15 protein-coding genes are annotated in these 24,044 nt (G+C 57.2%); 8 read left to right on the top strand and 7 right to left on the bottom strand.

The window, feature by feature from the left end; genetic code table 11:
- The first annotated feature begins 309 nt into the window (after positions 1–309).
- Positions 310–1,743, top strand: coding sequence for a DUF927 domain-containing protein (locus tag GRI91_RS12960; protein WP_160737098.1), 1,434 nt, complete (start codon positions 310–312; stop codon positions 1,741–1,743).
- A 153-nt stretch (positions 1,744–1,896) separates the two neighbouring features.
- Here GRI91_RS12960 and GRI91_RS12965 read toward each other — a convergent pair whose 3' ends face one another.
- From GRI91_RS12965 to GRI91_RS12990, 6 genes are all read right to left on the bottom strand, one after another.
- Entirely contained in the window at positions 1,897–2,214 is a 318-nt protein-coding gene (locus GRI91_RS12965) for a 2Fe-2S iron-sulfur cluster-binding protein (protein ID WP_160737099.1), read from the bottom strand.
- Positions 2,215–2,277: 63 nt separating this feature from the next.
- Positions 2,278–4,575, bottom strand: coding sequence for a sulfatase-like hydrolase/transferase (locus GRI91_RS12970; RefSeq protein ID WP_160737100.1), 2,298 nt, complete (start codon positions 4,573–4,575; stop codon positions 2,278–2,280).
- A gap of 53 nt (positions 4,576–4,628) precedes the next feature.
- Positions 4,629–6,983, bottom strand: coding sequence for a TonB-dependent receptor (locus GRI91_RS12975; protein WP_160737101.1), 2,355 nt, complete (start codon positions 6,981–6,983; stop codon positions 4,629–4,631).
- 34 nt (positions 6,984–7,017) lie between these two features.
- Positions 7,018–8,733 carry a dihydroxyacetone kinase subunit DhaL gene (gene dhaL / locus GRI91_RS12980; RefSeq protein WP_160737102.1) on the bottom strand — a complete coding sequence of 572 codons (1,716 nt, stop codon included), beginning with the start codon at positions 8,731–8,733 and terminating at the stop codon, positions 7,018–7,020.
- A complete protein-coding gene (locus tag GRI91_RS12985) occupies positions 8,730–10,058 on the bottom strand; it encodes a spinster family MFS transporter (RefSeq protein ID WP_160737103.1) in 1,329 nt (442 codons plus the stop codon). Before GRI91_RS12985 ends, dhaL begins: the two co-directional genes overlap by 4 nt.
- On the bottom strand, positions 10,055–11,257 hold the full coding sequence (locus GRI91_RS12990) for a cytochrome P450 (protein WP_160737104.1): 1,203 nt from the start codon (positions 11,255–11,257) through the stop codon (positions 10,055–10,057). Before GRI91_RS12990 ends, GRI91_RS12985 begins: the two co-directional genes overlap by 4 nt.
- A gap of 72 nt (positions 11,258–11,329) precedes the next feature.
- Here GRI91_RS12990 and GRI91_RS12995 point away from each other — a divergent pair, with 72 nt between their 5' ends.
- From GRI91_RS12995 to GRI91_RS13025, 7 genes are all read left to right on the top strand, one after another.
- Entirely contained in the window at positions 11,330–11,908 is a 579-nt protein-coding gene (locus GRI91_RS12995) for a MarR family winged helix-turn-helix transcriptional regulator (protein WP_160737105.1), read from the top strand.
- 1,439 nt (positions 11,909–13,347) lie between these two features.
- Positions 13,348–14,772 carry a P1 family peptidase gene (locus tag GRI91_RS13000; protein ID WP_160737106.1) on the top strand — a complete coding sequence of 475 codons (1,425 nt, stop codon included), beginning with the start codon at positions 13,348–13,350 and terminating at the stop codon, positions 14,770–14,772.
- A gap of 5 nt (positions 14,773–14,777) precedes the next feature.
- Positions 14,778–15,953, top strand: a complete 1,176-nt coding sequence (locus GRI91_RS13005; protein WP_160737107.1) for an acyl-CoA dehydrogenase — start codon at positions 14,778–14,780, stop codon at positions 15,951–15,953.
- A complete protein-coding gene (locus tag GRI91_RS13010; RefSeq protein WP_160737108.1) occupies positions 15,950–18,286 on the top strand; it encodes a CoA transferase in 2,337 nt (778 codons plus the stop codon). The genes GRI91_RS13005 and GRI91_RS13010 overlap by 4 nt, the downstream gene beginning before the upstream one ends.
- Complete coding sequence (locus GRI91_RS13015; protein WP_160737109.1) at positions 18,283–19,644, top strand: peptide MFS transporter; 1,362 nt, start codon at positions 18,283–18,285, stop codon at positions 19,642–19,644. The genes GRI91_RS13010 and GRI91_RS13015 overlap by 4 nt, the downstream gene beginning before the upstream one ends.
- A gap of 33 nt (positions 19,645–19,677) precedes the next feature.
- Positions 19,678–21,078, top strand: a complete 1,401-nt coding sequence (locus GRI91_RS13020; protein ID WP_160737110.1) for an aminotransferase — start codon at positions 19,678–19,680, stop codon at positions 21,076–21,078.
- A 167-nt stretch (positions 21,079–21,245) separates the two neighbouring features.
- Positions 21,246–23,588 (top strand): TonB-dependent receptor, encoded by a 2,343-nt coding sequence (locus tag GRI91_RS13025; protein ID WP_160737111.1) that lies wholly within the window; start codon positions 21,246–21,248, stop codon positions 23,586–23,588.
- Between the two features lie 97 nt (positions 23,589–23,685).
- On the opposite strand, the gene GRI91_RS13030 is transcribed toward GRI91_RS13025, so the two are convergent.
- Positions 23,686–24,042 carry a thioredoxin domain-containing protein gene (locus GRI91_RS13030; protein WP_160737112.1) on the bottom strand — a complete coding sequence of 119 codons (357 nt, stop codon included), beginning with the start codon at positions 24,040–24,042 and terminating at the stop codon, positions 23,686–23,688.
- Positions 24,043–24,044 lie beyond the last annotated feature (2 nt).

Consider the following 24,044-nt stretch of genomic DNA (forward strand, 5'->3'; position numbering starts at 1 on the left):
CTCCAACCGTTCCTATAGTGGGCGTTTTAACACCCTGAGAGCGGGCTCCCACCCACCAAAATTCAGAGAGTTTCAAACTTCCGCGATCCGGAGGGTGAGCCCGCTCGTCCAAAATCCATGAAAGATAAGCCAATGACAAAGAGCAAGAACAACCAGACCGGCAACGGGGCAGAGATTAAGGTCCGCGGCGTCAAATCAATGTCAGGCCGAAAATATGTGAGGGTAAGATACAAGGGAAAGACCGCTTATATACCCTATGCTGAGTTCATGCCCGGAGGGGAGCTTACCAAATGTCTGAAGGAGCAGTCGATGGTTCTTCTGCCTCCCACCCTTCATAAGTTCCGTGCAGAAGTACAGGGTTTGACCGAGTTCAAGCCGGCACCCTTGCTCGAGGAGCCCGGCTGGGCAGGCAATTGTTTCGCCTTCCCTTGCGGCACGGTCATCAGCAGCACGAAGCCGAAGGCCCGCGCCCTCTTCCGACCAATGATCCGACGCGCAAGTTTGGGGACCGTTGAGGAATGGCGTGATAGCATCGCGGAGCCGCTGGCGGGTCAGATGCTACCGGCTTTCCTGCTTATGGCCGCTTTTGCCGCGCCCTTGTTAAAGCTGACGACCAGGACAGACAATTTCGGCTTCGAGATAGTGGGCGCAAAGGGAACCGGGAAAACGACGGTCCTTAAATTGATGGCCACCACAGCCGGCGCTGGGATCGATAATGGACAGGGCGCATATTGGCAGAGCCTCAACTCCACTCATGCGGGCCTAGAAACGCAGATGCAGCGCCATCAGGACATGCCCATGCTGCTGGATGAAGCGGGTCTGTTCATGCCTGACCAAAGCCTGTCAAACCGAGCGCGCTCCATGGTTCAGCTCGCAATCCAGCTGGGAGAGGGCCGTATAAGAACACGCTTCGAACAGCTCTCTTCCCGCCAATATAGATTTATCTTTGTTCTGTCTTCCAACGAGCCTGCCGCTCAGACCATGCGGGGAGGCAGCGCCGATCGTGAGGCCGCCGCCATGGATCGCCTGCTGACATTGCCCGTACCGGACAATGGCTATGGGATATTTGATAGTCTGCCAGAGCGCTTCAGCAGCGGCTCGGAATTCTCCCAATCCCTGGAAGCCGCCATGACCCGTTATTATGGCACGGCCCTGCGCAGGTTCATCCGGATACTGGTAAAACGGCGAGCCGAGGATGAGAAAAAGCTGCGCGAAGATATTGCGGAGAGCCTCGAAAAGTTCCGGGCAAAGGCCGAGGTGGACCTAAACAACGGGTCTGCGGTGCGCGTCTGTGACGCCTTTGGTCTGGTCTATGCAGCCGGTCGGCTGGCCCGCAGATACAAGGTTCTGCCGCTCAGCTATATGCCGGCTGCAATCACACTGGAGATGTATCGTCGCCATCTTGGATCAAGGGATGAGCGCAGCCCCGTTCAGACGGTGCTGGATCTGGTGGGCTCCCCCAATGTTCTCAAGGTCAAGGCAGGCAAGCTGCCAGCCCTCTCGCGAGACGAGATCGAGGCCTGTGCCGGGATCGTCTATCATGGACGAAAGGACCGAGAATTGCTGCTGACCGAGTTTCAAGCGGAAAAGCTGCTCCCACCGGCTTCGTCCATCTGCGAGATTGAAGAGCTGGAACGGGCAATAGTCCGAGATAAGGATCACAGAACGACCAAGCGCCAAGTCAGCTCTGAGCTCGAGCCCCTTCGCTTATATTGTCTGCGTTTGAGCAAGTTGCAGAAATAGGTGGTGTAGCGCCCTGCGGATCCCTGGGGATTTGTGGGGCGCATTTATGCTTTAAAAAATGTACCAATGGGATGGGGTGATTTCTGAAAGCGAGCTGTGGCTACACGTGAAGGCAGGGAACAGCTGGAAGGCAAATATGCCAATAGGCGAACCTTAATCCTCTTCCGCTATCCAGACGGTCATCCCGTTCAACTCAGGACGCACTTCGACTTGGCATCCGAGCCGAGAAAATTCGCTCCGGCTTTCCGAACTGTCCAGCAGATCATCCTCGTCCTCGCTCATGGCGGAGAGCATCGGGGCAAAAGCCGGATCAACATGCACATGGCAGGTGGCGCAGGAACAACACCCGCCACAGAGGGCGAGCATCTCATCGATGCCCGCATCCCTGATCGTTTCCATCACGCTTTTGCCCGGTTCAAGAGGCACGGTCTTTCGTTCGCCCTCGCGGGTGACGACATGAATTTCAGCCATCTTACGACTATCTTCCTGTACTGATTGATGAGATTGCAAAGCGCCTATCGTGCGCCGCCTGTCCTATTCCGGGAAATCGATCGTCACCTGATTGATCGCACCGGGATAGATGAAGGGCGCTTCGTAGGAAGCGCTCAGCGTGGTCCCGTAATCGCGCCCGATCGAAGCTCCCCCTTCGCTCACGAAAAGGAAGCCCGGCGTGCGCGGCACTCTTCCTTGCGCGACGTTCTGTCCATCCACGCGCATCTCCACGTCAGCGCCTTTGCCTTTCCCGCCGCCATCATAATCGAAAACGATAGTAAGTTCATGGCTGCCAGGAGAAAGTGGGGCGGATGCGGCAATGGTGGTGCGATCGCGATCCTCAATCGAGGCATTGTAGCGGAAGATCGGAACCCCATTCTCGATTGTCAGCCCCCAGCCACACAACCGGCTACCTTGCGCGATGATGGCACCGTCAGTCGAACCGTCGGCGGGCACAATGATATCGGCCTTTATGGTCCAAGTACGGTTCATCATACTGGGGAAGCCATAGCGCGAATAACGATGCGAGCTGTTGCGGAATACGAAGTGGTTCTGGTCATTGCTGATGAAAGGACGCGGAACGGGTTTCTTTTCGCGAGACACGCCAATATCATACTGATCTGCCACTTCGGCGTATTCAGCTTTTAGTTCCTCTAGCTTTCCCGGGAAACGTCTGGCCAGATCTTTAGACTGACTGAAATCCTTCGAAAGATCATAAAGCTCCCATTCCACCGGCGTCCCCTCAGCAGGCGGCGCTTCCTTATCCCATGGCATGACACGCGGCTTTGTCGAAGCCAGCCAGCCCTCATCATAAAAGGCGATATTATCGCGCAACTCGAAATATTGTTGGCTGTGCCTGCTAGGTGCCTCCGGCTGCGTGAAACTATAGGCGAAGCTGGTGCCGGCCAGCGGCAGCTGTTTTACGCCATCCACTTCTTCCGGCATTTCGATACCGACTGCTTCATAAATCGTGGGCGCAATATCGGTCACATGTGTAAATTGCGATCGCACCTGACCTTCGCCGGCGAGGTGGCCGGGCCAGGAAACCACCAAGCCATTGCGCACTCCCCCTAGGTGGGAAGCGATCGCCTTACCCCACTGGAAAGGCGTATTCATCGACCAGGCCCAGCCCGCCGGGTAATTGTTCCATGAATTTCGGGTGCCGAAATCATCAAGATGCGCCAACTGATCCTGCAGATCGTCAGGCATGTGGTTCTTGCCTCGAGCGATTTCATCGACGGTGCCTTGGGGCGAGCCTTCAAGGCTGCCGCCATTGTCGCCCTGAATGAACAGGATAAGCGTGTTATCGAATTGACCGTTCGCCTTCAGCTGATCAACGATCCGGCCAAACTGTTCGTCAAAGTAGGAAAGCTGCGCAGCATAGATTTCCATCATTCGCGCATAGACTTTTTTCTGATCTGCGCTCAGCGATGTCCACGCTGGGATTGCATCAGGCCGCGGTGTCAGCACAGCATTTTCTGGGATAACCCCAAGCTTTTTCTGACGTGCAAAGCTTTCTTCGCGCATCTTGTCCCAGCCCTGATCAAACTGCCCCTTGAACTTGGCAATCCATTCAGGCGGCGCCTGATGAGGCGAATGGGCAGACCCCGGGGCGTAATACATCAGAAACGGCGTATCGCCGCGAACCCCATGCTGCATATTGATCCAGTCGATCGCATGGTCCGCTAGATCCGTGTCGAGAATGTAGCCGGGGTCGTCCTGCGGCACTTCTCGCTCATTGCGATTTTCGTAGAGCGCGGGAGCGAATTGGTTGGTCGCACCCCCGATAAAACCGTAAAAATAGCCAAAGCCCAGACCGTTGGGCCAGTGATCGAATGGACCAACCGACGTGATTTCCCATAGTGGCGTGTTGTGATGCTTGCCCAGCATCGCCGTATCATAGCCATTCATGGACAGGACCTGCGCGAAAGTAGCCCCAGAATCCGGAATAACAGAATTATAGCCTGGTTTTGGCGAAGCTTCTTCACTGATGACACCGAAGCCAACCGAATGCGAATTGCGCCCGGTCAGCAGCGCAGCCCGCGTCGGAGAGCACATCGCGGTGTTGTTGTAATTGTTATAGCGCAGTCCGTTGGCGGCCAGTGCATCAAGATTGGGTGTGGGGATAGGCCCGCCAAACGAACTATCAGCGGCGAATCCGACATCATCGGTCATGACGACAAGAATATTGGGCGCATCGGCAGGGGGTTTCGGGCGTGAAGGAAAAGCGGGAGCTTGTTCCTGACCAAGGGCAGGCCCCGGCAGCAATCCCCCCGCCAGCACAGCGGACACGGCCGCCATCGGAATCCCGACATATTTCTGAAGTTTCTTACCCTTCACGACAACCTCCATCATTATCGTGCCGGGAGCGCGAACTCCCGGCATTATTATCGTTAAAAGCTCTTGCGGACACTGACTTTCCATTCCCGCGGACGCGCTGGCGTGGCAGAAACGATTCCCAGTGGATACTTCAACGCGCTCAGATAGTAATATTTGTTGAAGATGTTCGTGACATTGAGGGATATCTGCAGATCTTCGTCGAAATTCTCCCAAGTAACACGTCCATTTGCGAGCGTATAACCGTCGATCTCCGCTCGCGGATCATTGTCCACCTGCGGAAAGAATGACGACTGGTAGCTGACATCCAAGCGCGGTGTAAAATAGCCAATATTCTGGGTCTCAATCTTATACTGAATCCCCAGATTGGCCTTCCACTTGGGCGCAAAAGGCGCGCGATTATCCAAAGTGATCCCTCTGATCGTCGCCCCGGCCGCACCGATGCTTTCAAATTCAAAGCCGAGATAGCTGCCCGATGCATCGATCGACAGTCCCTGCATTGGACGCAAATTTACTTCCAGTTCAGCGCCCCAGAACTTCGCATCGCCGGCATTGATCGGCGTCGCATTGAGAACGCTGTTGGGAGTCGGCGTCTGGTTGTTAAACAGAATATCCGTATATTTGTTCAGGAACACAGAGCCGTTGATGCGCGCCGCACGCCCAAGAAGATCCGCCTTAAAGCCTGCCTCATAAGCTTTGAGCTTTTCCGGCTCGAATGAAACCACCTGCTCAAGCACATAGGGCCGCGGATTGACGCCGCCACCACGATAGCCCGTGGAAAATTGCAGATAGGTCATGAAATCTGGCGACCAGCGATATTGCACATTCGCCCGATAATCGACATTATCACCCTTATATTCGCCCGACACACCGTCAATCGCACCGGCAGCGGTATAAGCTGGCATGCTGGGGTCGAAGGGATTGAGCCGCCGGAAGAAATATTCCTTCTTATCGTGCGTATAACGGATGCCTCCAATGACAGACAGTTTATCGGTCAGGTTTGCCGTCAGGTGGGCGAAGACCGATTTGCTCTCAGAGGGAATGCGATCACGTTGAGCATAGAGATTTTCACGTGCCGTTCCCGGAAGCAACAGATTGCTTCCGGTGAATTCCGCAGTCGATTTGAAGTAAAAGGCCCCAATCGCATAGTCGATCAGATCGTCCATTATCGAGCCGCCCACTCGTACTTCCTGGGTGAATTGCTCGTACTCGTAACGCTGGGCCACAGTGTTTAGAGCGAAAGGCGTCAAATCGAGATCGGTGGCATTAGAACCGGTATAATGCTGATAGGCAGTGATCGATGTCAGCTGGACGTTATCCGACAGCTCCCAGTCTATCGATCCCGAAACACTCTGTGTCCGCAACCGGAATTCAGGCTCCATCGCCACAGCCGGATGTTCGCCCGCGCCCGCTATCCCATCATATTTCGCGGGATCGCTAAAAGCCGTGCTCATATAGGTGGCATAGTTTGTCCGGCTCTTCGGACCGGTTATGAAAATTGTCGGATCAATCCCTTCAGGAATATTGGCAGTCTGGGTGATATCGAGGAGCTTCTGCGCCGTAACTTCCGAATTCTCGCTGCTCACCATCCCGATGAGATTGATTTCCAGATTGTCGCTCGGCAACACACGAAGGGCGAGCCGGCCCGCCTGGAAATCGCGGCCACCTTCAGTACCGTTCTTGCAATCACCGTCGGGCGTAAAAGAAGGCACACCGCTATCGGGATTGAGGCAGCCATAATCATAACGCTGCAGATATCCGTCCACCTGTTTGGACACGCCGGAAATACGGGCCATCACCTTGTCGGGAACCAGAACGAAATTGGCCGCGCCTTTCAGCTCAAGCCGGTCGAAGCGTCCATAGGCCGCCTCGACATAGCCGCTGGTTTCATTTTTCGGTTTGGTCGAGAAGAGTTTGACCGCGCCGCCGATCGAGTTCTTTCCGGCTAGTGTCCCCTGTGGCCCCCGCAGGACTTCCACGCGGTCAAGATCGAGCAGGTCGAAGATCGAACCGAACACCGTGCCATAATAAACGTCATCAATATACATGCCGACGCCAGGCTCGAATGCGAAGGAAGCGTCGGACTGGCCGACACCACGAACAAAAATCTGAGCAGCACCACTATTGGCGCCGCCCGCCTCACGCATTGTCACATTTGGGGCCGAGGAAGCCACGTCGAGCACGGTCGATGCACCCTTCGCTTCCAGCATTTCGCCGTTGACCGCGGTGATCGCTAGCGGCGTATCCTGTAGATTCTGCGCCCGGAACTGCGCCGTGACGACAATTTCAGTAATTCCGTTTTCGTTCGCAGCGCCTGTCTCAGCGGCAGCATCCTGCGCATAGGCCGGGTTCGCCGAAAGCGAGGTCAGCGCCAGTGCCGAACCGATCAGGCAGCTGTGTTTAATCGTCATGTTTTTCACTTCTCTCTCCCATGTTTTATAATTGTTATTGAAAGTGCTGGCCGATCGCCCGAAGCCAGATGGTGACCGCTTGGGCTCCCGGATCGACATGGCCGGCGGCACGCTCTCCGACATAACTTGCGCGCCCGACACGCGGCTTGAGTTCAGCCGTGGAGCGGGTTCCCTGCTCCGCTGCAGCCAGCGCGTCGGCGAGAGCCTGCGCTTCGCCACTCCCACTTTGGGCAGATGCGGTCAGCGACTTCGCCGCCGGTATCAACGCATCGAGCATCGTGCTGTCGCCCAGCTGTGCCCCGCCAAGTTGCGAAATCGCTTCGCATCCCGCTTCCATTGCAGCAGCCCACTCGCCGAAGTCCGGAACATCTCCGGTTTCGCCCAGCCGGGTCGAAATCGCGAGTGTAAAGGCAGCGTAAAGCGGACCGGAAGTACCGCCGAGGCTTCGCCGCAAGATGCGCGAAATCTCTTTCATCGTGGCACTCGGATGCCGTACATTGAGTTTCTGAATATCCGTGAGCACGGCCCTGGCGCCTCTCGCGAGGCTGATACCGAGATCACCGTCGCCAACCTCGCGATCCAGCGTCGTGAGATGTTCTTCAGCGTCGATCAAGGCACTGGCAGTGGCTCTGACGGTCTGCAGCAGCAGCTCCTGCTGTGCTGAGGAAAGCGGTGACAAGGATGCGGCAACATCCTCGTCATGTGCCTGAGGCTCTTTCACCAGAAGAGGCTCAGCTCCGGGATGGGTGACATCCGGCCAGGCCGATACCCGGGTTTGCCTGTCCAACATCGCGATCAGACGATCGTCGATACGAGCGAGTGATAGGGATATGCCGGCCATTTCGAGCGCCGTCAGCAGCGTACCGCTAAGAGCTCTTTCCACCCGCAGCCCATGCGCCCGTGCCGCCGTGATCGCGCTGCCAAGCATGATCGCGATTTCCAGTGGCGGCGTACCACCGAGACCATTGGCAAGCAGCACCACGCGGTCGCCGTTCTTCAGGCCTTTCTCGCGAACGATCCGCTCGACCAGCCGCTCGGCGATAGTTTGTGCTGCAGCGATTTCCTCGCGGGAAACGCCTTGCTCGCCATGGATGCCGAGACCATATTCGATCTCGCTTTCGCCAAGCGCAAAGCTCGCTTCGCCGGCCGAGGGATTGATGCAGGGGGACAGGGCAACCCCCATCGAACCGACATTCTGGATGAAGCCTTCCAGCAGAGTGACGAGTTCGGTTAGCTCCATGCCGTCGGCTGCCGCCGCACCGGCCACTTTGTGCACCAGAACCGTTCCGGCAATACCGCGTGCCCCCGCCCTGCTGGCCCCCGTATCGAGCGCGACATCGTCATCGACAAGCACCATTTCGACCGCCAGCCCTTCGCTCCGGGCGATCGCTGCCGCCAGTCCGAAATTAAGTCGGTCGCCGGTATAGTTCTTTACGATCAACAGGCAGCCGGCGGGCCCCGTCGTCAGCCTGATGGCCGCCAGAACCGCATCTACGCTGGGTGAAGTGAATATCGGCCCGGCGACGGCGGCAGTCAGCATGCCTGGGCCGACATAACCCGCATGCGCTGGCTCATGCCCCGCACCGCCGCCCGAGATCAGCGCGACCTGCACGCTGTCCTTCAGCCTTTGATAATCGGCCCGCAGGACCACATTATGCGCTGGCATCAGGCAAAGGCCGTCATCCGCACTGACCATACCCCGAAGCATATCGGATACGACGGCATCGGGTTTATTGATGAGTTTTTTCATGCGTAATTGTCCCGCTTCTGAATCCTCTGCGAGAACGACAGAGAGACAAAGCTGAAGAGCGCCGCGCAGCTTGCGACCAGCGCGAGCGATTTGCCCACCGCATTGACATCCTGGAACAGGTAATCGGTGCCGAGCGCAATCAGAGTGGAGCCGAGCATCATCCCGATCAGCGTGACGGAGAAGAGATAGCAAGCCGTCACCTGTCCGCGGAACTGATTGGGCGTAATGGCATAGAGCGCGACCGGCGCCAGGCCGGTGGGCAGACCCAGCACGAAGCACGACCAGCCCAAAGCAATGAGCGCATAGGTGGAATCGGACGCGAAGCCGAACGCGGCAAGCGAAGGGATCATCAACAGCGCGGAGCCGCGCATGACCATCAGGACACCGCCTTTGCCGACCCGCTTCACCAGCCAGTCCGACAATGCGCCGCCGACCCAGATACCGGCAGAGCCGCAGACCATGAGCAACGTGCCGTAAACCGCGCCTATTTCACCTGCACTCCAGCCGAAGACCCGGATAAAGAAAGTCGGCGCCCAACCGGCGAGAGCAAAGTTGATCAGGCCGTTGGCCCCGAATGCGAGGATCATCGTGAGCAAGGCGGGCGCCTTCCGGCGGAAGAAGGCCAGCGTTTCGGAGAATCCCAACCCGTCATCGCTCATTTCGCGGCGTTTCGGCTCGCGGATCGTCATGATCAGTGCCGCGACCAGGAGACCGGGGGCGCCAACCGCGAAGAACGCCAGTTGCCAACTCTCCATTTTGCCCAGAACAGGCAGTGGCGCTCCCGCCCATTGGTCCATGGCATCGATCGCCATCCCCCCGGCGATCAGCGCCAGACCCGAACCGGCGAAGACCCCCATTGAAAAGACGCTGATCGCACGCCCTCGCTTCTCCGGCGGGAAGTAATCGGCGATCATCGAAAATGCGGCTGGTGAAAGCGTCGCTTCACCAACCCCGACGAACATGCGGGCGACGAACAGGCCAGCAAAGCTGCTTGCGAGACCACAGGCCATGGTTGCCAGGCACCAGAGAACCATACCGCATATAATGATGTTGCGGCGATTATAGCGGTCGACAGCCCGCCCGATCGCAATTCCGAACAAAGTGTAGAAGATAGCGAAGGCCAGACCATGCAGCAGGCTGATCTGCGTATCGCTGATATTGAGACTCTGCTCAATGGGAACCACAAGCAGGCTTAGGACCTGGCGATCAATCAGCGAAATCGTATAGGCCAGCAGCAGGAGAATGACGACGAACCAGGAACGAGCGGCGCCATATTTCCAGCCGGATCGGGCGTCCTCTCCGATTGCAGGTGATACCCCGCTCATGCCGGTTCTGCCCGCAGCGGCAAGGCGGATAATCCTCTCAGCCAGTTGTTGATCTGATAGGTTGGCGTACCGTCAAGCTCGATCGATTTGGCGTGGCGTGCAAGCGCACCAAGCGCGAGCTCCGCTTCAAGCCGCGCCACCATCTGTCCGATACAAGCGTGAATCCCGACACCGAAGGCAACATGCCCGGCGGGGTTCCGGGTCAGATCAAATTCGCCCGGTCGATCGAATTTGGCTGGGTCACGATTGGCCGCAGCCACCAGCAGCAGAACCTTGCTGTCGGCGGGGATGATAACGCCGTCTACCTCGACCTCACAGACAGTCGTACGACCGATATAGGGACTGGGAGAACGATAGCGCAGACTTTCCTCGAAGGCTGCGGTGGCGAGATCGGGATTCTCTCTCAAAGTCGCCCATTGCGCGGGCTGCTGGGCCAGCGCCTGGAGCGCAAACCCCACACCATTCATCGTGGTATCCATACTGGCGGAAAAGAATGTCCGCACCAGCGTCGCCGCATCCTCTTCCGGCATTCCGGCGTCCGCACATTTCTCGTAGATACGCGCTCCCAGCCCATCATCCGCAAGATGTTTGCGCTGGCATAATTCCATGACCTGCGCGACGATTGGGTCAGCCCTCTCCTTGGAGCGTTTCCAGACCTCATTCTTCGGCCCCATGGAATTGAAGTTCAGCTCGGAATAGACCAGCATCAGATCCCGTGCCTCTTGCGGCAGGCCGAGCATCGTAGGAACCACCAGAAGTGGAAACGCCTCCGCCAAATCCTTCACGCCATCGAATGTGCCGCGCAAAACCAGATCTGCGGCCATCCTGTCGGCTGTTTCGGAAAAGCGGTCACGGATTTCCCTGAGTGTCGCGCCTGTCAGAATCGCCGCCATTATCTTGCGATAGCGCGCATGATCGGGAGGATCATTTTCAAGGATAAGACTGGGCCGCCGCCAATTGCCCGATTTGCCGATATGGGTAAGTCCGGTACCCGCAGCAGAGGAATAGCGGCGCCAATCCGTGAAAATCGCTTTCACATGCTCATGTCTCGCCACGGCATAGAGATCATATTTCGGAAGATAGAGGACCGAATCGGCGGCAAGCGCCGCGTCATCGAAGGCCCCAGGGTTGCGAAGCGTGGTTTCCGCAAAAGGATCAATGCCCAATTCCACAGGGGCACGGCGTGCAGTGCCGCTCATTCCGACTCTCTCCCAATTTGTTTATACCCAAACTTATAGTTTGTTTCTAAACTCATCGTTTAGGGATAAACTATGGACAGTCAACCCCCTCTGGGCCATTCACTTGTTTCAGCTCAAAGGCCCGAATATTTCAGGAAGATGATGAAAGAGAATCCCACCGAACGAGACCCATCAGAATATGATGGTGAAGACTGCCTGCGCAATGATCGCTTTTTGCCGCATGCGCTAACTGTCGCGAATAATAGTTACGCTTGGCATGCATCCAAGCTCTATCTTGATGTGCTTGGATTTGGCGTGAACGAAACACGCATCCTTTCTATTCTTTACGAATATGGTGAATTACAGGCTTGGAGAATATGCGATATTCTCAGCATGAATAAAGCCACCGTCAGTCAGAGCCTCAAGACTCTTGAGAAGCAGGAATTGATAGAAATCGAACGACGCCGCGAAGGCCGCTTCGCCCGGCCTACTAAAAAAAGCGAACCCGCCCACCGCAAGATCGTACAAATGGCCCGCGCGAGGGAAGAAATACTTCTCAAGGGCTTTTCCGAGGAAGAAAGATCAAAATTTATTGAATTTCTCAACAGATTTCATAGAAACATACCAGAATCTTTAGAATATACAGAAAAGCATTTTCTTAATAAGGATTAGAATTATTTATTTTTCTTAATGTTTATTATTTTTTATGGTTTTTCTCGAGAAACGTCGGATGATAAGTTCCCAAGCCAGTAATTTCCCAAGTCAGCTATGAGCTGGAGCCCCTTCGCTTCCATTGTCTGCGTTTGAGCAAGTTCAAGAAATAGGGGGGATAACACCCTGCTGGTCCCTGGGGATTGGGGGGCGCATTCATGCTTTAAAAATGTACCAATGGGATGGGATGATTTCGGGAATCTGGCTTGGATAGTGCTCTGGGGGAGGTAAATTGGGCTATAGAGAGGAATTTAAGAGTTGGGTGGGTGTAACACTGGATAGATTTGGCGTTTTGTAGCGCCATCAGTGGGTCATACCCGTCACACATCGGGGATTTCGGGGAATAGCGCTATGACAAGAATTCCGAATGAAGTTATGGCAAAATTGGTATTTTGCCATGATTTGTGGTGACTGATTTTAAAAGAAAACCGAAACGGGCGCTTTCAGCAGCACGGATTTAAACAACGGACGTTTCGAAACGGGATACCGCGCGCCCTTGCCGCGCCATAATCAGTCACTAAAGCTCTGCCGCCGGTTCTCTGAAAGCAGGACATAGAATGAGCTCGTGCGAATTGGCTGGAATGTCGGACTGACCGGAACGGCAGGTTTCAGGGCGCAGCTTGCGGATAGTTGCCCTTCGATGCGGCAATGTCGAATGTCAGCTTAGCGCCTAATTTAGGTCATTCCGCTCAATCTGCTGATTTCCTAAGAGCGGGACAAACCCAGAAAGTTCCCTAACTGTCTTTATGCAAAGTCTGAGGGCCTATCTCTCGCCGGTATAAGCGGTCGCTTATCGTTAGCTTCAATCGATAGAAATCGAGATCTCGCTGCGGCCGCGAGAGATTGGGGTGACCTAGACCTTCGCAGGTATCTGCTCATTGCGTTCCTCCACTTGACTAATCACACCAAAACGCCGACCGTCAGAGTGAAGATGCTCCAAAGCAGCAACGACCAGGCCAAGGCTCGCCGCGTCCAAGCCACCGAAACCTTAGTCAATGAAAGCCTCTTGATTCTCACACCTCAGCCGGCAGACATTTCTGCAAACCCTAGGGCTAGGGCTAGGGCTAGGCTGACGAGGATATGCTCGCCATCGGCAAGATTCTGCAGACCGCACACCGTTCGGCCGAGCCTTCGGAAGGGTAGGCGCTAGGATAAGAACACGAGGAGGCGAACCATTCGCCAACTCTGGCGGCGCCAGCGATGTGGAGCGATCGCCACCTGACTGGCGGCCCCCGTCGTATAGCCCATTTCGGCACGCAACCGGCAACCAATACTGCTCCGTACATTCGACAATGGTGCTCAAAAAGCACCATTGCCTGCCCCATAGTCGCCTTCCGTTGCGTGATTGCTCTGGCCCATGGTCTAAGGATCGAGGTTTTCATCCCGAGACGGAGTTTGGCATGTCATCACAAAGTCGATCCGCTTTTACAATGTTCAGCCTGATATCTGCATTTGCACTGTCGGCTCCGGCCGCAGCGAAGCAACCTGAGAAGCCGGTACGTCAACCGACCATTGATCAGTCTACTCTTCAACCACGAATCAATGTTGAAGCCCGGCGCGAACTGACTTTCGACTGGCCGATGATGAAGATAGGCACCGGAGAATATCGCGAGGGGCCAACCGGCGTCACCGTGATTCACTTTGGTCGCAAGGTCCTGGGTGCGGTGGATGTCCGCGGCGGAGCGCCCGGTACGGTGAACAGCGATTTCCTCAATCTCGGCTATGAGACGCCCGATCTCGATGCGGTCGTGCTGTCGGGCGGGTCTTGGTACGGGCTTGAAAGCGTCACCGCCGTGGATAGCGCCTTGAAGGATGATGGTGAGCGCAGCGGCTATTGGAACAATATCGGTCTTTCGGTCGGTTCGATCATTTACGACTTCGGCAATCGCCGCCTGAATGAAATCTATCCCGACAAGAAACTCGCACAGGCCGCTGTTCGCGCGGCCAGACCGGGCGTCTTTCCGCTTGGGCCGCATGGCGCCGGGAGCATGGCCGAAAGCGGCGGCCTGTTCGGCTGCAACGCCCATTCGGGACAAGGCGGTGCATTTCGCGAAGTCGATGGCGTGAAGATTGCCGCCTTCACTGTGGTCAATTCGCTCGGCGCGGTGGTGGATCGTGACGGCAATGTAGTGGCCTGCAACAAGGATGCCGGCTGGCCCGATAAGCTGAAAGTGACCGATCTGCTCAATGGCTTGCCAGACAGTCGCCTTCCCGGCTGGGCCGGGGTTCCCAAGGAGGGGATGCGCAAGAACACAACCGTCAGTCTTGTCGTGACCAACGTGAAGATGACGCCGGCGGAGCTAAAAAGGCTCGCCGTGCAGGTTCACACGTCAATGGGTCGGGGAATTCAGCCTTTCGCCACTATTTTCGATGGCGATGTCTTGTGGGCGGTATCAACCGGGGAAGTCGATCCGGTCGAGCCCGGATATGCTGCCGTAGATATCGCCACCATCGCCAGCGAGGCGATGTGGGATGCTATTTTAAGCTCGGTACCCGAGCAACCAAAGGCGGTCGCGAAAGTCGATAAACGCCGCCGCGTCTCGGCCAGTCAGCTGCAGGCAATCGAAGGCATTTATCGCTTCAGCCCGATTGCCAGCCTCAGCGTGACTGCGGAGGGCGGCAAGCTTTATGGCATGGCGAGCGACCGGCGCGCCATTTTCTCGATTCCGTCCGGAGAACGAAAAGAACTGGTGCCGGTGGAAGACGGTTTCATTATCCCCGGTCGCTATCCGATGGCGCTCCACTTCTCCGAAAATGACGCGCTCATCATCAACCCCGGCCCGTGGGAACAGCGGGCTGTGCGTGAAACTTCGCAAGGAAACTGATTTTCATGGCCAGGCCACCCTTCTCCTGGGACGACCCCCTCAATTTCAACGCGCAACTCACAGACGAGGAACGAATGGTCCGCGACACCGCTCGTGCCTATGCTCAAAGGGAGCTCGCTCCGCGCATATTGCAGGCCAATCGCGACGGAATTTTCGACCCGGCTATCATGCGCGAAATGGGCGAACTCGGCCTGCTGGGCGTGACCATTCCGGCGGAGTTCGGCGGACTGGATGCCGGGCATGTCGTCTATGGATTGGTCGCGCATGAAGTGGAAGCGGTGGATTCCGGCTATCGCTCGGCTCTCAGCGTCCAGTCCTCGCTCGTGATGCACCCTATCAATGCATACGGAACGCAGGAACAGAAGGAACGCTGGCTGCCCACCCTCGCAACGGGAGAGGCAATTGGATGTTTCGGCCTGACCGAGCCGGATCACGGTTCCGATCCAGGAAATATGGCAGCACGAGCCGAAAAAGTCGAAGGCGGTTATCGCCTCAATGGCACCAAGACCTGGATCACCAATGCCCCGATTGCCAACATAGCGGTGGTATGGGCCAAGGTGGACGGGGTGATCCGCGGTTTCGTGCTGGAACGCGGGATGGATGGTTTTTCCACCCCCGAATTACACGGTAAACTGTCCTTGCGCGCCTCCATTACCGGCGAAATCGTGATGGACAATGTTTTGGTCCCGGACGCCAATCTCCTGCCGCATGCCTCTGGCCTCGGCGGGCCCTTCGGTTGTCTCAATAAAGCGCGTTACGGGATCGGTTGGGGAGCGCTCGGTGCGGCGCGCGATTGCTGGCATCGTAGTCGCGACTATGTGCTGGAACGAAAGCAGTTTAACCGCCCTCTGGCGGCCAATCAGCTGATCCAGCGTAAGCTGGTGGACATGCAGGTGGAAATCACGCTGGGCCTGCAAGCCTGCCTGTGCACCGGGCGTCTCCTCGACACCGGGGATTGTGCCCCGGAAGTCATTTCCCTGATCAAGCGCAACAGCGCGGGCAAAGCGCTGGAAATAGCGCGCGCCGCGCGCGACATGCATGGCGGCAACGGCATTGCCGATGAATTTCATGTCATGCGACATATGTGCAATCTGGAAGCGGTGAACACCTATGAAGGCACGCATGATATTCACGCGCTGATCCTTGGCCGAGCCCAGACCGGCATCGCGGCCTTCGCATGAGCGATCACAAGGCCGGGCCGCTTGAAGGCATTCGCATACTCGATCTCAGCCGTGTGCTGGCCGGACCGTGGGCCACGCAGCTGCTTGGCGATATGGGCGCGGAGGTCATCAAGATCGAGCGGCCCGGCCTCGGCGACGACACCCGCCATTGGGGGCCACCTTATGCAAAAAGTTCGAATGAAGAGGTGGAGGATCTCTCAGCTTATTTCCTCAGCGCCAATCGCAATAAGAAATCGGTCTGTATCGATATGGCTACCGAAGAAGGTGCCGGGCAGATCAGGGCTCTGGCCCGCACCGCAGACGTGGTGGTGGAGAATTTCAAGCGTGGCGGGCTGGCGAAATACGGTCTCGACTACGCTGCGCTGGGGGTAGAAAACCCCGCTCTGATATATTGCTCTATAACCGGCTTCGGTCAGGACGGGCCGGATGCGGACCGCCCGGGCTATGATCTGCTGATTCAGGGCATATCCGGTCTCATGAGCATCACCGGCACGCCCGAGGGAGAACCCGGCAGCGGGCCAGTGAAAGTGGGCGTCGCGCTGGTCGATATTCTGACGGGGCTCTATGCATCCAATGGCATTTTGGCGGCGCTGCATGAGCGCGCAATTTCCGGCCGGGGACAGCATATTTCCGTGTCGCTGCTGGACAGCATGACGGCTGCCCTTGCCAATCAGGCGCTTTCCTATCTCGTATCAGGCGAAAATCCGCAGCGCCTCGGGAACACGCATCCCAGCATCGCCCCATATGACGTTTTTGCCACCAGCGACCGGGATATCATTCTGGCGGTCGGCAATGACGCCCAATTCGCCCGCTTTTGCGAGGTCATCGACCTTCCTGAACTGGCCAACGATGCCCGCTTTGTCACCAATGCCGACCGGGTGGCTCATCGCAGCGCCTTGCGCGACCTTGTCACCGTCCAGCTCATGAAACGCAGTGCCAAAGACTGGCTGGCAGCCTTGCTCGCTGCGGGCATCCCTAGCGGCCCGGTCAATACAATCCGCGATTTGTTTGCCGAGCGGCAGATTCGCGAGCGCGGACGCCAGATCAGCTTTCATTCCAGGACGCATGGCGATCTGCCGGGGGTCGCCTGTCCGATCGAATTTTCGGCAACCCCCGTCACCTATCGCCGCGCACCTCCGCTGCTGGGGGCCGACACGGACAAGGTTCTTGGCAGTATCGGCCCGCAGAATGAGCTGTCGGCCCGCCCTCTATCGGCCGACTGGCTGCACGCGATTTATGGCGGGCGTCTCTTGCCCGGCGAACAGATTGAAGCGTTTCGCGCCATTCGCCATGCCTTCCCCACCCGCATCATTCGGAAAGGGGACGCGTCCTCTCCGCTGGTCAAACACACCGAAGAACTGCCTTATTTCCAGTTTCTATCGAGCGGCAAGACCTGCGACATCTATGACTATATTTCGCGCAATCGCGGGGTCGGTCTGCTGATCCTCAAAGACGGTGCGGTCCGCTTTGAAAATCACGAATATGGCCATGATGCGCAATCGCGCTGGATGTCGATGTCGATGGCCAAATCGGTCACATCGACACTCGCAGGCATCGCGCTGCATCAGGGGTATATTGGCAGTATCGATGATCCTCTGACCGGCTACCTCCCCGGCCTGCATGGCAGCGCTTATGACGGCGTGACCGTCGGCCAGTTGCTGCGCATGGCTTCCGGTGTGCGCTGGCGTGAAGATTACAATGATCCGGCGTCGGACAGGCGGACCATGCTTGATCTGCAACTCTCGCAGGAGCCGGGCGCGATCATGCGCTATATGGCAGGCTTGCCACGCGTAGCTGAGCCGGGCGAACAATGGACATATAGCACCGGCGAGACGCATATTGCAGGCGCGCTGGTTCAGGCGGCGACCGGAAAATTTCTCGCCGATTATCTTTCCGAAACGCTCTGGTCGCGCCTCGGCATGGACAGCGACGCGGCCTGGTGGCTGGAAGCCCCTGGGGGGCTGGAAGTGGCGGGCAGCGGCCTGAGCGCGACCCTGCGCGATTATGGACGGCTGGGTCTGTTCATGGCCAGTGACGGCAAAATCGGCAGCGAGCGACTATTGCCCGAAGGCTGGGTGCGCGATGCCGGCGGGCCCGCAATCGAAGCGCCGGGCCTGGGCCATTATGGCTATATGTGGTGGCCCGTCTGCGGGTCGGATGGATCGTATCGCGACGGCGCATTCCGGGCGGGCGGCATTTTCGGCCAGTATATTTACGTCAATCCCGCGCAAAATGTGGTGATCGTGGTCTGGAGCGCACGCTCCAAAGCGCTGGGCGCTGAAGCGGTCGCAGATGACGATTTCTTCAATGCTGCAGTGGAGGCTTTGCAATGACCGCCCTTGCCGGGAAACCAACCCGCGCGCCGAAGCAGAGCGCGGAGCTGTTCGGCCATCCGCGCGGCCTCGTCTATATCGTCTTCACCGAAGCGTGGGAGCGGTTTTCCTTCTACGGCATGCAGGCGCTGCTGGTCCTCTATATGACCGGCTATCTTCTGCATCCCGGTACAATCGAAAATGTCGCCGGCTTCACGATGTTTCGTTGGCTCGTGGAAACGGTTTTCGGTCCCCTGACGACACAGGCGCTCGCCACGCAGATTTTCGGAATATATGGCGGGCTGGTCTATCTTATGCCGGTCTTTGGCGGATTGCTGGGCGACCGGGTGTTGGGGCGGACGCTTTCCGTCAGCCTCGGCGCGGGTGTGATGGTGCTCGGCCATTTCCTGATGGCGTTCGAATTCGCCTTCCTTATCGCGCTGCTGTGTATCGTGCTGGGTTGCGGGCTGCTCAAGGGGAATCTCGCCGCGCAGGTGGGCATGCTTTACAAGCCTGAAGATCAGCGCCGCGACCGGGCATTCTCCATATATTATGTCGGCGTCAATCTGGGGGCGTTCATTGCGCCCTTGATCTGCGGCACGCTGGGCGAAGTCTATGGCTGGCATTACGGTTTCGGCGCTGCCGGTGTCGGCATGACATTGGGCCTGATCGCCTATCTGGCCGGGCGGCATCATCTTCCGGCTGAGCCGAAAACCACCGGAGAGGACAGAGCGACATTACAGCCTGGCGACGGCAGAGCGATTTTCGGTCTGCTCGCGATGCTGGTGATCCTGACCCTGTTCTGGACCGCGCAGACGCAGGTGTGGAACACCTATCCGCTCTGGGTGCGCGATAATGTCGATCGCGGCCTGATGGGTCTGACTGTTCCGATCACCTGGTTTCAGTCCATCGACGCCCTCGCCGTGCTGCTGCTGGCGCCGGCCATCATGTTTCTATGGCGCAAACAGGCGACACGGAATATCGAGCCGGGCGATCTGGGCAAGCTGATGACCGGCTGCTTTCTCTTTGCCGCAGCTTGCCTGACACTGGCGCTGGGGCAGTTCCTTGCCGGCAGCGGGCGGGTCGCCATTATCTGGCCGATCGCTTTTCATTTCATCTGCGCATCGGGCTATCTTTTCGTGGTGCCGATCGGGCTCGCTCTCTTCGCCAGAGTTGCGCCGGCATCGATCAACGCGCTGATGATGTCCGTATTTTACATCGCGATTTTCTTCGGTTCCATTGCCAGCGGCTGGATGGGACGCTTCTACGAGGTTGTCCCAAGCGCAACCTTCTGGCTGATGCATGCGGCGATCGTCGCGAGCGGTGGCCTCGCCATCCTGCTTCTGGGCCGCCCGCTAGGACGCGCCATGCGCCTCTGATGCTCTTCTTCTTGATTTCGGAAAGGATTTCCTATGCGTTCTGCGCCTTCCTACGACAATGCTGATCTGCGCCGTCTCGATGTGGCGCATCACCTTCCTCCGCAACAGGACTGGGCCCTTCAGGAAAGCTCCGGAGGCAGCCGGATCATCGTCAGGGGGGAAGGTTCCACCATCTGGGACGCGGAAGGCAACGAAATCCTCGATGCGATGGCTGGCCTGTGGTGTACCCAAATCGGTTACGGGCGCAGGGAACTGGCCGATATCGCGCATGAACAGATGGTGCAGCTCCCCTTCTACAATTCCTTCTTCCGCACCGCCGCTCCGCCGACAATCGCGCTTGCTGCGCGCATCGCAGATCTGCTGGGCGGTTCGCTCTCGCATGTCTTCTTCAACAATTCGGGCTCCGAAGCGGTTGATACGCTGGTCCGCACGGCCCGCTATTACTGGCAGGCAAAGGGTGAGCCGCAGCGCTCCGTGATCATCGGGCGCAAGAATGGCTATCACGGCTCCACCATCGGTGGTGTCAGCATGGGCGGCATGGTCTCCATGCATAATCAGGGCGGCCCCTGGGTTCCTGACCATGAACATGTGATGCAGCCTTATTCCTTCGAGGAACAGCGCGAGGATGAAGATGAAGACGCTTTCTCCGCACGCGCGGCACAGGCGATTGAGAACAAGCTGATCGAAGTCGGGCCTGAACGGGTGGCCATGATTTTCGGCGAGCCGGTGCAAGGGGCTGGCGGTGTTATCATACCCCCGCGCGGTTACTGGAAACGCGTGGAAGAAATCGCCCGTAAATATGGCGTTCTGCTGGGCTGCGACGAAGTGATCTGCGGCTATGGCAGGATCGGAGAATGGTTCGGCTTCCAGCATTTCGACATCCAGCCTGATCTGGTTTCGATGGCGAAGGGGCTGTCCTCAGGATATCTGCCAATTTCAGCCACTGCCATGGCAGACCATGTGGTGGAAACCATTCGCGCCGCCCACGCTCCCTTCGTTCATGGCTATACCTATTCAGGCCACCCGACCGCAGCAGCGGTCGCGCTGGCCAATATCGATATAATCGAGCGCGAAGGACTGGTAATGCGGACGAAGTCCGACACAGGCCCCTATCTTGCGCAAGCATTACAAACATTGTCGGATCATCCTCTGGTGGGCGAAGTACGCTCGATCGGTCTGCTGGGCGCCATTGAAATCACATCCGAAAAAGGCACCTCGCAGCGCTTTGGCGCAAAGCCCGGACTAGCCGGCGCGCTGATCCGCGATGCCTGTATCGAGCGCGGGCTGATGCTGCGTGCTGTTAAGGACACTTTGGTCATGAGCCCTCCTCTGATCATTACCCACGAGGAAATCGACAGGATCATGCTGATTGCCCGTGATGCACTGGACGCTTGCGAGCCAGCTCTGCGAGAGGCTGGTGTGGTGTCTCTCTGAATGGTGCCGTTCACGCACCACTGATCACATCATTGGCAACTTACGAAAACCGGCTTTTGGGCGATCATGCCCACCGCAGGAACAACAAGACGGCTCAGGATAATGCAGCAAGACTGCAGCCACGTGACAGAGGGCAGCTGGGCATCCTTCAAAGAAAAGGGGCCGATATGAAAAGGTTCAGGGAAACAATCAAAACCACTGCTGTAGCGGCGACCATGCTTGCATCCCCATGGTGGTGCGCTGCGCTGCACGCCCAGACAACCGGCGGTGGACAAAGTGCTGAGCGCAGCGGAACGGACACCACCATTGTAGTTACCGCTACCCGCAGGGCTGAACGGGTGAGCGATGTACCAGCCAGCATCGCCGCCTTTTCGCAGGAGAAGATGGATGATCAGGGTGTTCGCTCGGTCGAGGATCTCACCCGCCTGACCCCCGGCCTCAACTTCCGGCGCGAAAGCCGCTTTTCAGGTTCCAACACAAATATCTCGATCCGCGGTATCCAGTCGACAGATGGTGCCGCGACGACCGGAATCTATATTGACGACGTACCGATCCAATCGCGCGCTGTGGGTTTCTCTTCTGCCAACACTTATCCGAAAGTCTTCGATCTCCAGCGGGTCGAAGTTCTGCGCGGGCCCCAAGGCACGCTGTTCGGTGCCGGGGCCGAAGGCGGGGCTGTGCGTTTTATCACGCCGCAGCCCGATCTCGACGAATACTCGGCCTACGGCCGGGCGGAACTTGCCACCACCCGCGATGGTGCTGCCAGCTATGAAGCCGGCGCGGCACTTGGCGGCCCATTGGCGCAAGGTTCGCTCGGTTTTCGCGCCAGCGCCTATTATCGCCGCGATGGTGGATGGGTGAACCGGGTCGATCGGGTAAGCGGCGATGTGGTCAGCGAAAATGCCAATAGCCAGGACACATTGGCGCTGAAGGGTGCTCTCGCTTGGGAACCGACTTCCAATCTGCGCATCACGCCATCGATTTTCTATCAAAAGGTCAAAATCGACGATACGAGCGGCTATTGGGAAGGTCTGAGCAATTCCGGTGAAGGCGATTTCCGAAACGCCTATGTTCAGCCGCAATCGCAGGATGACGAATTCTACATCCCCTCGGTCAATGTCGAATGGGACATGGGATCGCTTCAGCTGATCTCGACCACATCGTGGTTTCATCGCGATCAGGACGAAATTCGCGATTACACCAATTTCGATGCCGAGCTTGTTCTTCCTGGCAGCCCTTATCCTACCTTGGAGGGACAGATCGCAACCGGATATTTCGGGGACCGTCAGCGCAACTTCACGCAGGAACTTCGTGCGCAATATGACGATGGCGGTGCCTTCAATGTCGTCATCGGCGGCTTTTACAGCAATCAGCGCCAGACAGCCTATCAGCGCAACCGCGATGAATATCTCGATACACTGATCCAGAATGCCTATGGTTTCGGTATAGAGACCTTCTTCGGCCAAGGCTATCTCGACGACTTCTATATTTATGACAGCACCACTTTCACCAAGACCAAGCAGATTGCCGGCTTTGGCGAAGCCAATTTCCAAGTGACGGACGGGGTAACGCTGCTTGCTGGGGTGCGTGTCGCCGACATCAAGGTGACGCATCAGCAATATGCCGTGGGACCCTTTGCGGGGGGCACGATCGAGACAAGGGGTAAAGCAAGTGAAACCTCAGTCACGCCGCGCTTCGGTGTCAAGTGGCAGGCAACGCCGGATACCATGCTCTACAGCACCGTTGCCAAGGGCTTCCGTCCGGGCGGCGCGCAGACACAGGTTCCGCAATTGTGCAGCGCAGATGTGCAGGGTCTTGGCTATGATGAATCGCCGACCACCTACGATTCCGATAGTGTGTGGTCCTATGAAGCCGGGGTCAAAAGTTCTCCCTTCGGACGCGGCCTGTCAGTCGAAGCGAGCGCGTTTCATATCAAGTGGAACGACATTCAAACGTCGCTCTATCTGCCGACATGCGGGTCAAGTTTCATCGAGAATACGGGTGAAGCGACCAGCAACGGTTTCGACCTCTCTCTGCAAGCGCGGCCAACGGATGGTCTGACGCTGGGGGCCGCTGTGGGTTTCGTCGATGCAAAATTCGACGAGGACATTATCGTCAGCAACAGCGTCGTGATCGTGGAGGATGGGCAATATGTCTATAATGGCCCTCGCTGGAATTTCACTCTTTCGGGTGAATATGCCTTCCCGCTTTTCGGGCCGGAACGCGATGGATATGCCCGGGTCGACTATTCCTACGGGTCAAAGGCACCCGCCCCCAACCCGAACGCCTATGATTACGATCCGATGATTACCAATGCGGATGAGACCAATATGCTCAATCTGCGCGCGGGCATCGATCGCGGACCGGTCGATATTTCGCTCTTCGTGAACAATCTTCTGGATAGCAGGCCCGAACTAGGCCGTTACCGGCTGTTCTACGGCTCACCGCTGCTGACCAATTCAACGTTCAGGCCCAGAACCGTCGGCATCACGGCTGCCTATCGCTATTAGGCCTGGGCATTCCCCAGTTGAAAGATCGTGCGGGAAGAGCCGGGCCAATCGCCCGGCTCTTTTGCTCTCCGTGACTATGCGAAAAGCGCCTTCAGCCCTAGGACTGGAGTTTGCGAAACATCTCGATATGCGCGGGAAAAACGCCATTTTCGTAATAGGTCAGAAGATCCAGTTGCGCAGGATCGATATTCGCCTCCCGAGCATAGAGAGTAATCAGATCGTCGCTGCCCGTTTTCAACGAATTGTCGGCTTGTTCAGCGGCGGGGAAGCTCGGTTCCTGACCGGCATCCTGCATCCGCTTGCGCAGCGCCTTATGCGTTTCATCGCCATCCTCGAATGTGACAAAGTAGAAAATATCCGCAAGTCCGGCCTCGGTCAGAAATATCCGCAATTTGAGGCAGAACGGACAGGCACTTTTGACATAGATGATCGGATTGGTCGGTTGGCTGCTCATGG

The sequence above is a fragment of the Altericroceibacterium endophyticum genome (assembly GCF_009827595.1).
Taxonomy (GTDB): Bacteria; Pseudomonadota; Alphaproteobacteria; order Sphingomonadales; family Sphingomonadaceae; genus Altericroceibacterium; species Altericroceibacterium endophyticum.

Excerpts from the sequence above, each read along its gene's own strand:
- GRI91_RS12965 (WP_160737099.1), bottom strand. The coding sequence starts at position 2,214 with ATGGCTGAAATTCATGTCGTCACCCGCGAGGGCGAACGAAAGACCGTG.
- GRI91_RS12995 (WP_160737105.1), top strand. The coding sequence starts at position 11,330 with ATGGACAGTCAACCCCCTCTGGGCCATTCACTTGTTTCAGCTCAAAGG.
- GRI91_RS13010 (WP_160737108.1), top strand. The coding sequence starts at position 15,950 with ATGAGCGATCACAAGGCCGGGCCGCTTGAAGGCATTCGCATACTCGAT.
- GRI91_RS12985 (WP_160737103.1), bottom strand. The coding sequence starts at position 10,058 with ATGAGCGGGGTATCACCTGCAATCGGAGAGGACGCCCGATCCGGCTGG.
- GRI91_RS12975 (WP_160737101.1), bottom strand. The coding sequence starts at position 6,983 with ATGACGATTAAACACAGCTGCCTGATCGGTTCGGCACTGGCGCTGACC.
- GRI91_RS13015 (WP_160737109.1), top strand. The coding sequence starts at position 18,283 with ATGACCGCCCTTGCCGGGAAACCAACCCGCGCGCCGAAGCAGAGCGCG.
- GRI91_RS13000 (WP_160737106.1), top strand. The coding sequence starts at position 13,348 with ATGTCATCACAAAGTCGATCCGCTTTTACAATGTTCAGCCTGATATCT.
- GRI91_RS13005 (WP_160737107.1), top strand. The coding sequence starts at position 14,778 with ATGGCCAGGCCACCCTTCTCCTGGGACGACCCCCTCAATTTCAACGCG.
- GRI91_RS12990 (WP_160737104.1), bottom strand. The coding sequence starts at position 11,257 with ATGAGCGGCACTGCACGCCGTGCCCCTGTGGAATTGGGCATTGATCCT.
- GRI91_RS12960 (WP_160737098.1), top strand. The coding sequence starts at position 310 with ATGGTTCTTCTGCCTCCCACCCTTCATAAGTTCCGTGCAGAAGTACAG.
- GRI91_RS13025 (WP_160737111.1), top strand. The coding sequence starts at position 21,246 with ATGAAAAGGTTCAGGGAAACAATCAAAACCACTGCTGTAGCGGCGACC.
- GRI91_RS13020 (WP_160737110.1), top strand. The coding sequence starts at position 19,678 with ATGCGTTCTGCGCCTTCCTACGACAATGCTGATCTGCGCCGTCTCGAT.
- GRI91_RS13030 (WP_160737112.1), bottom strand. The coding sequence starts at position 24,042 with ATGAGCAGCCAACCGACCAATCCGATCATCTATGTCAAAAGTGCCTGT.
- dhaL (WP_160737102.1), bottom strand. The coding sequence starts at position 8,733 with ATGAAAAAACTCATCAATAAACCCGATGCCGTCGTATCCGATATGCTT.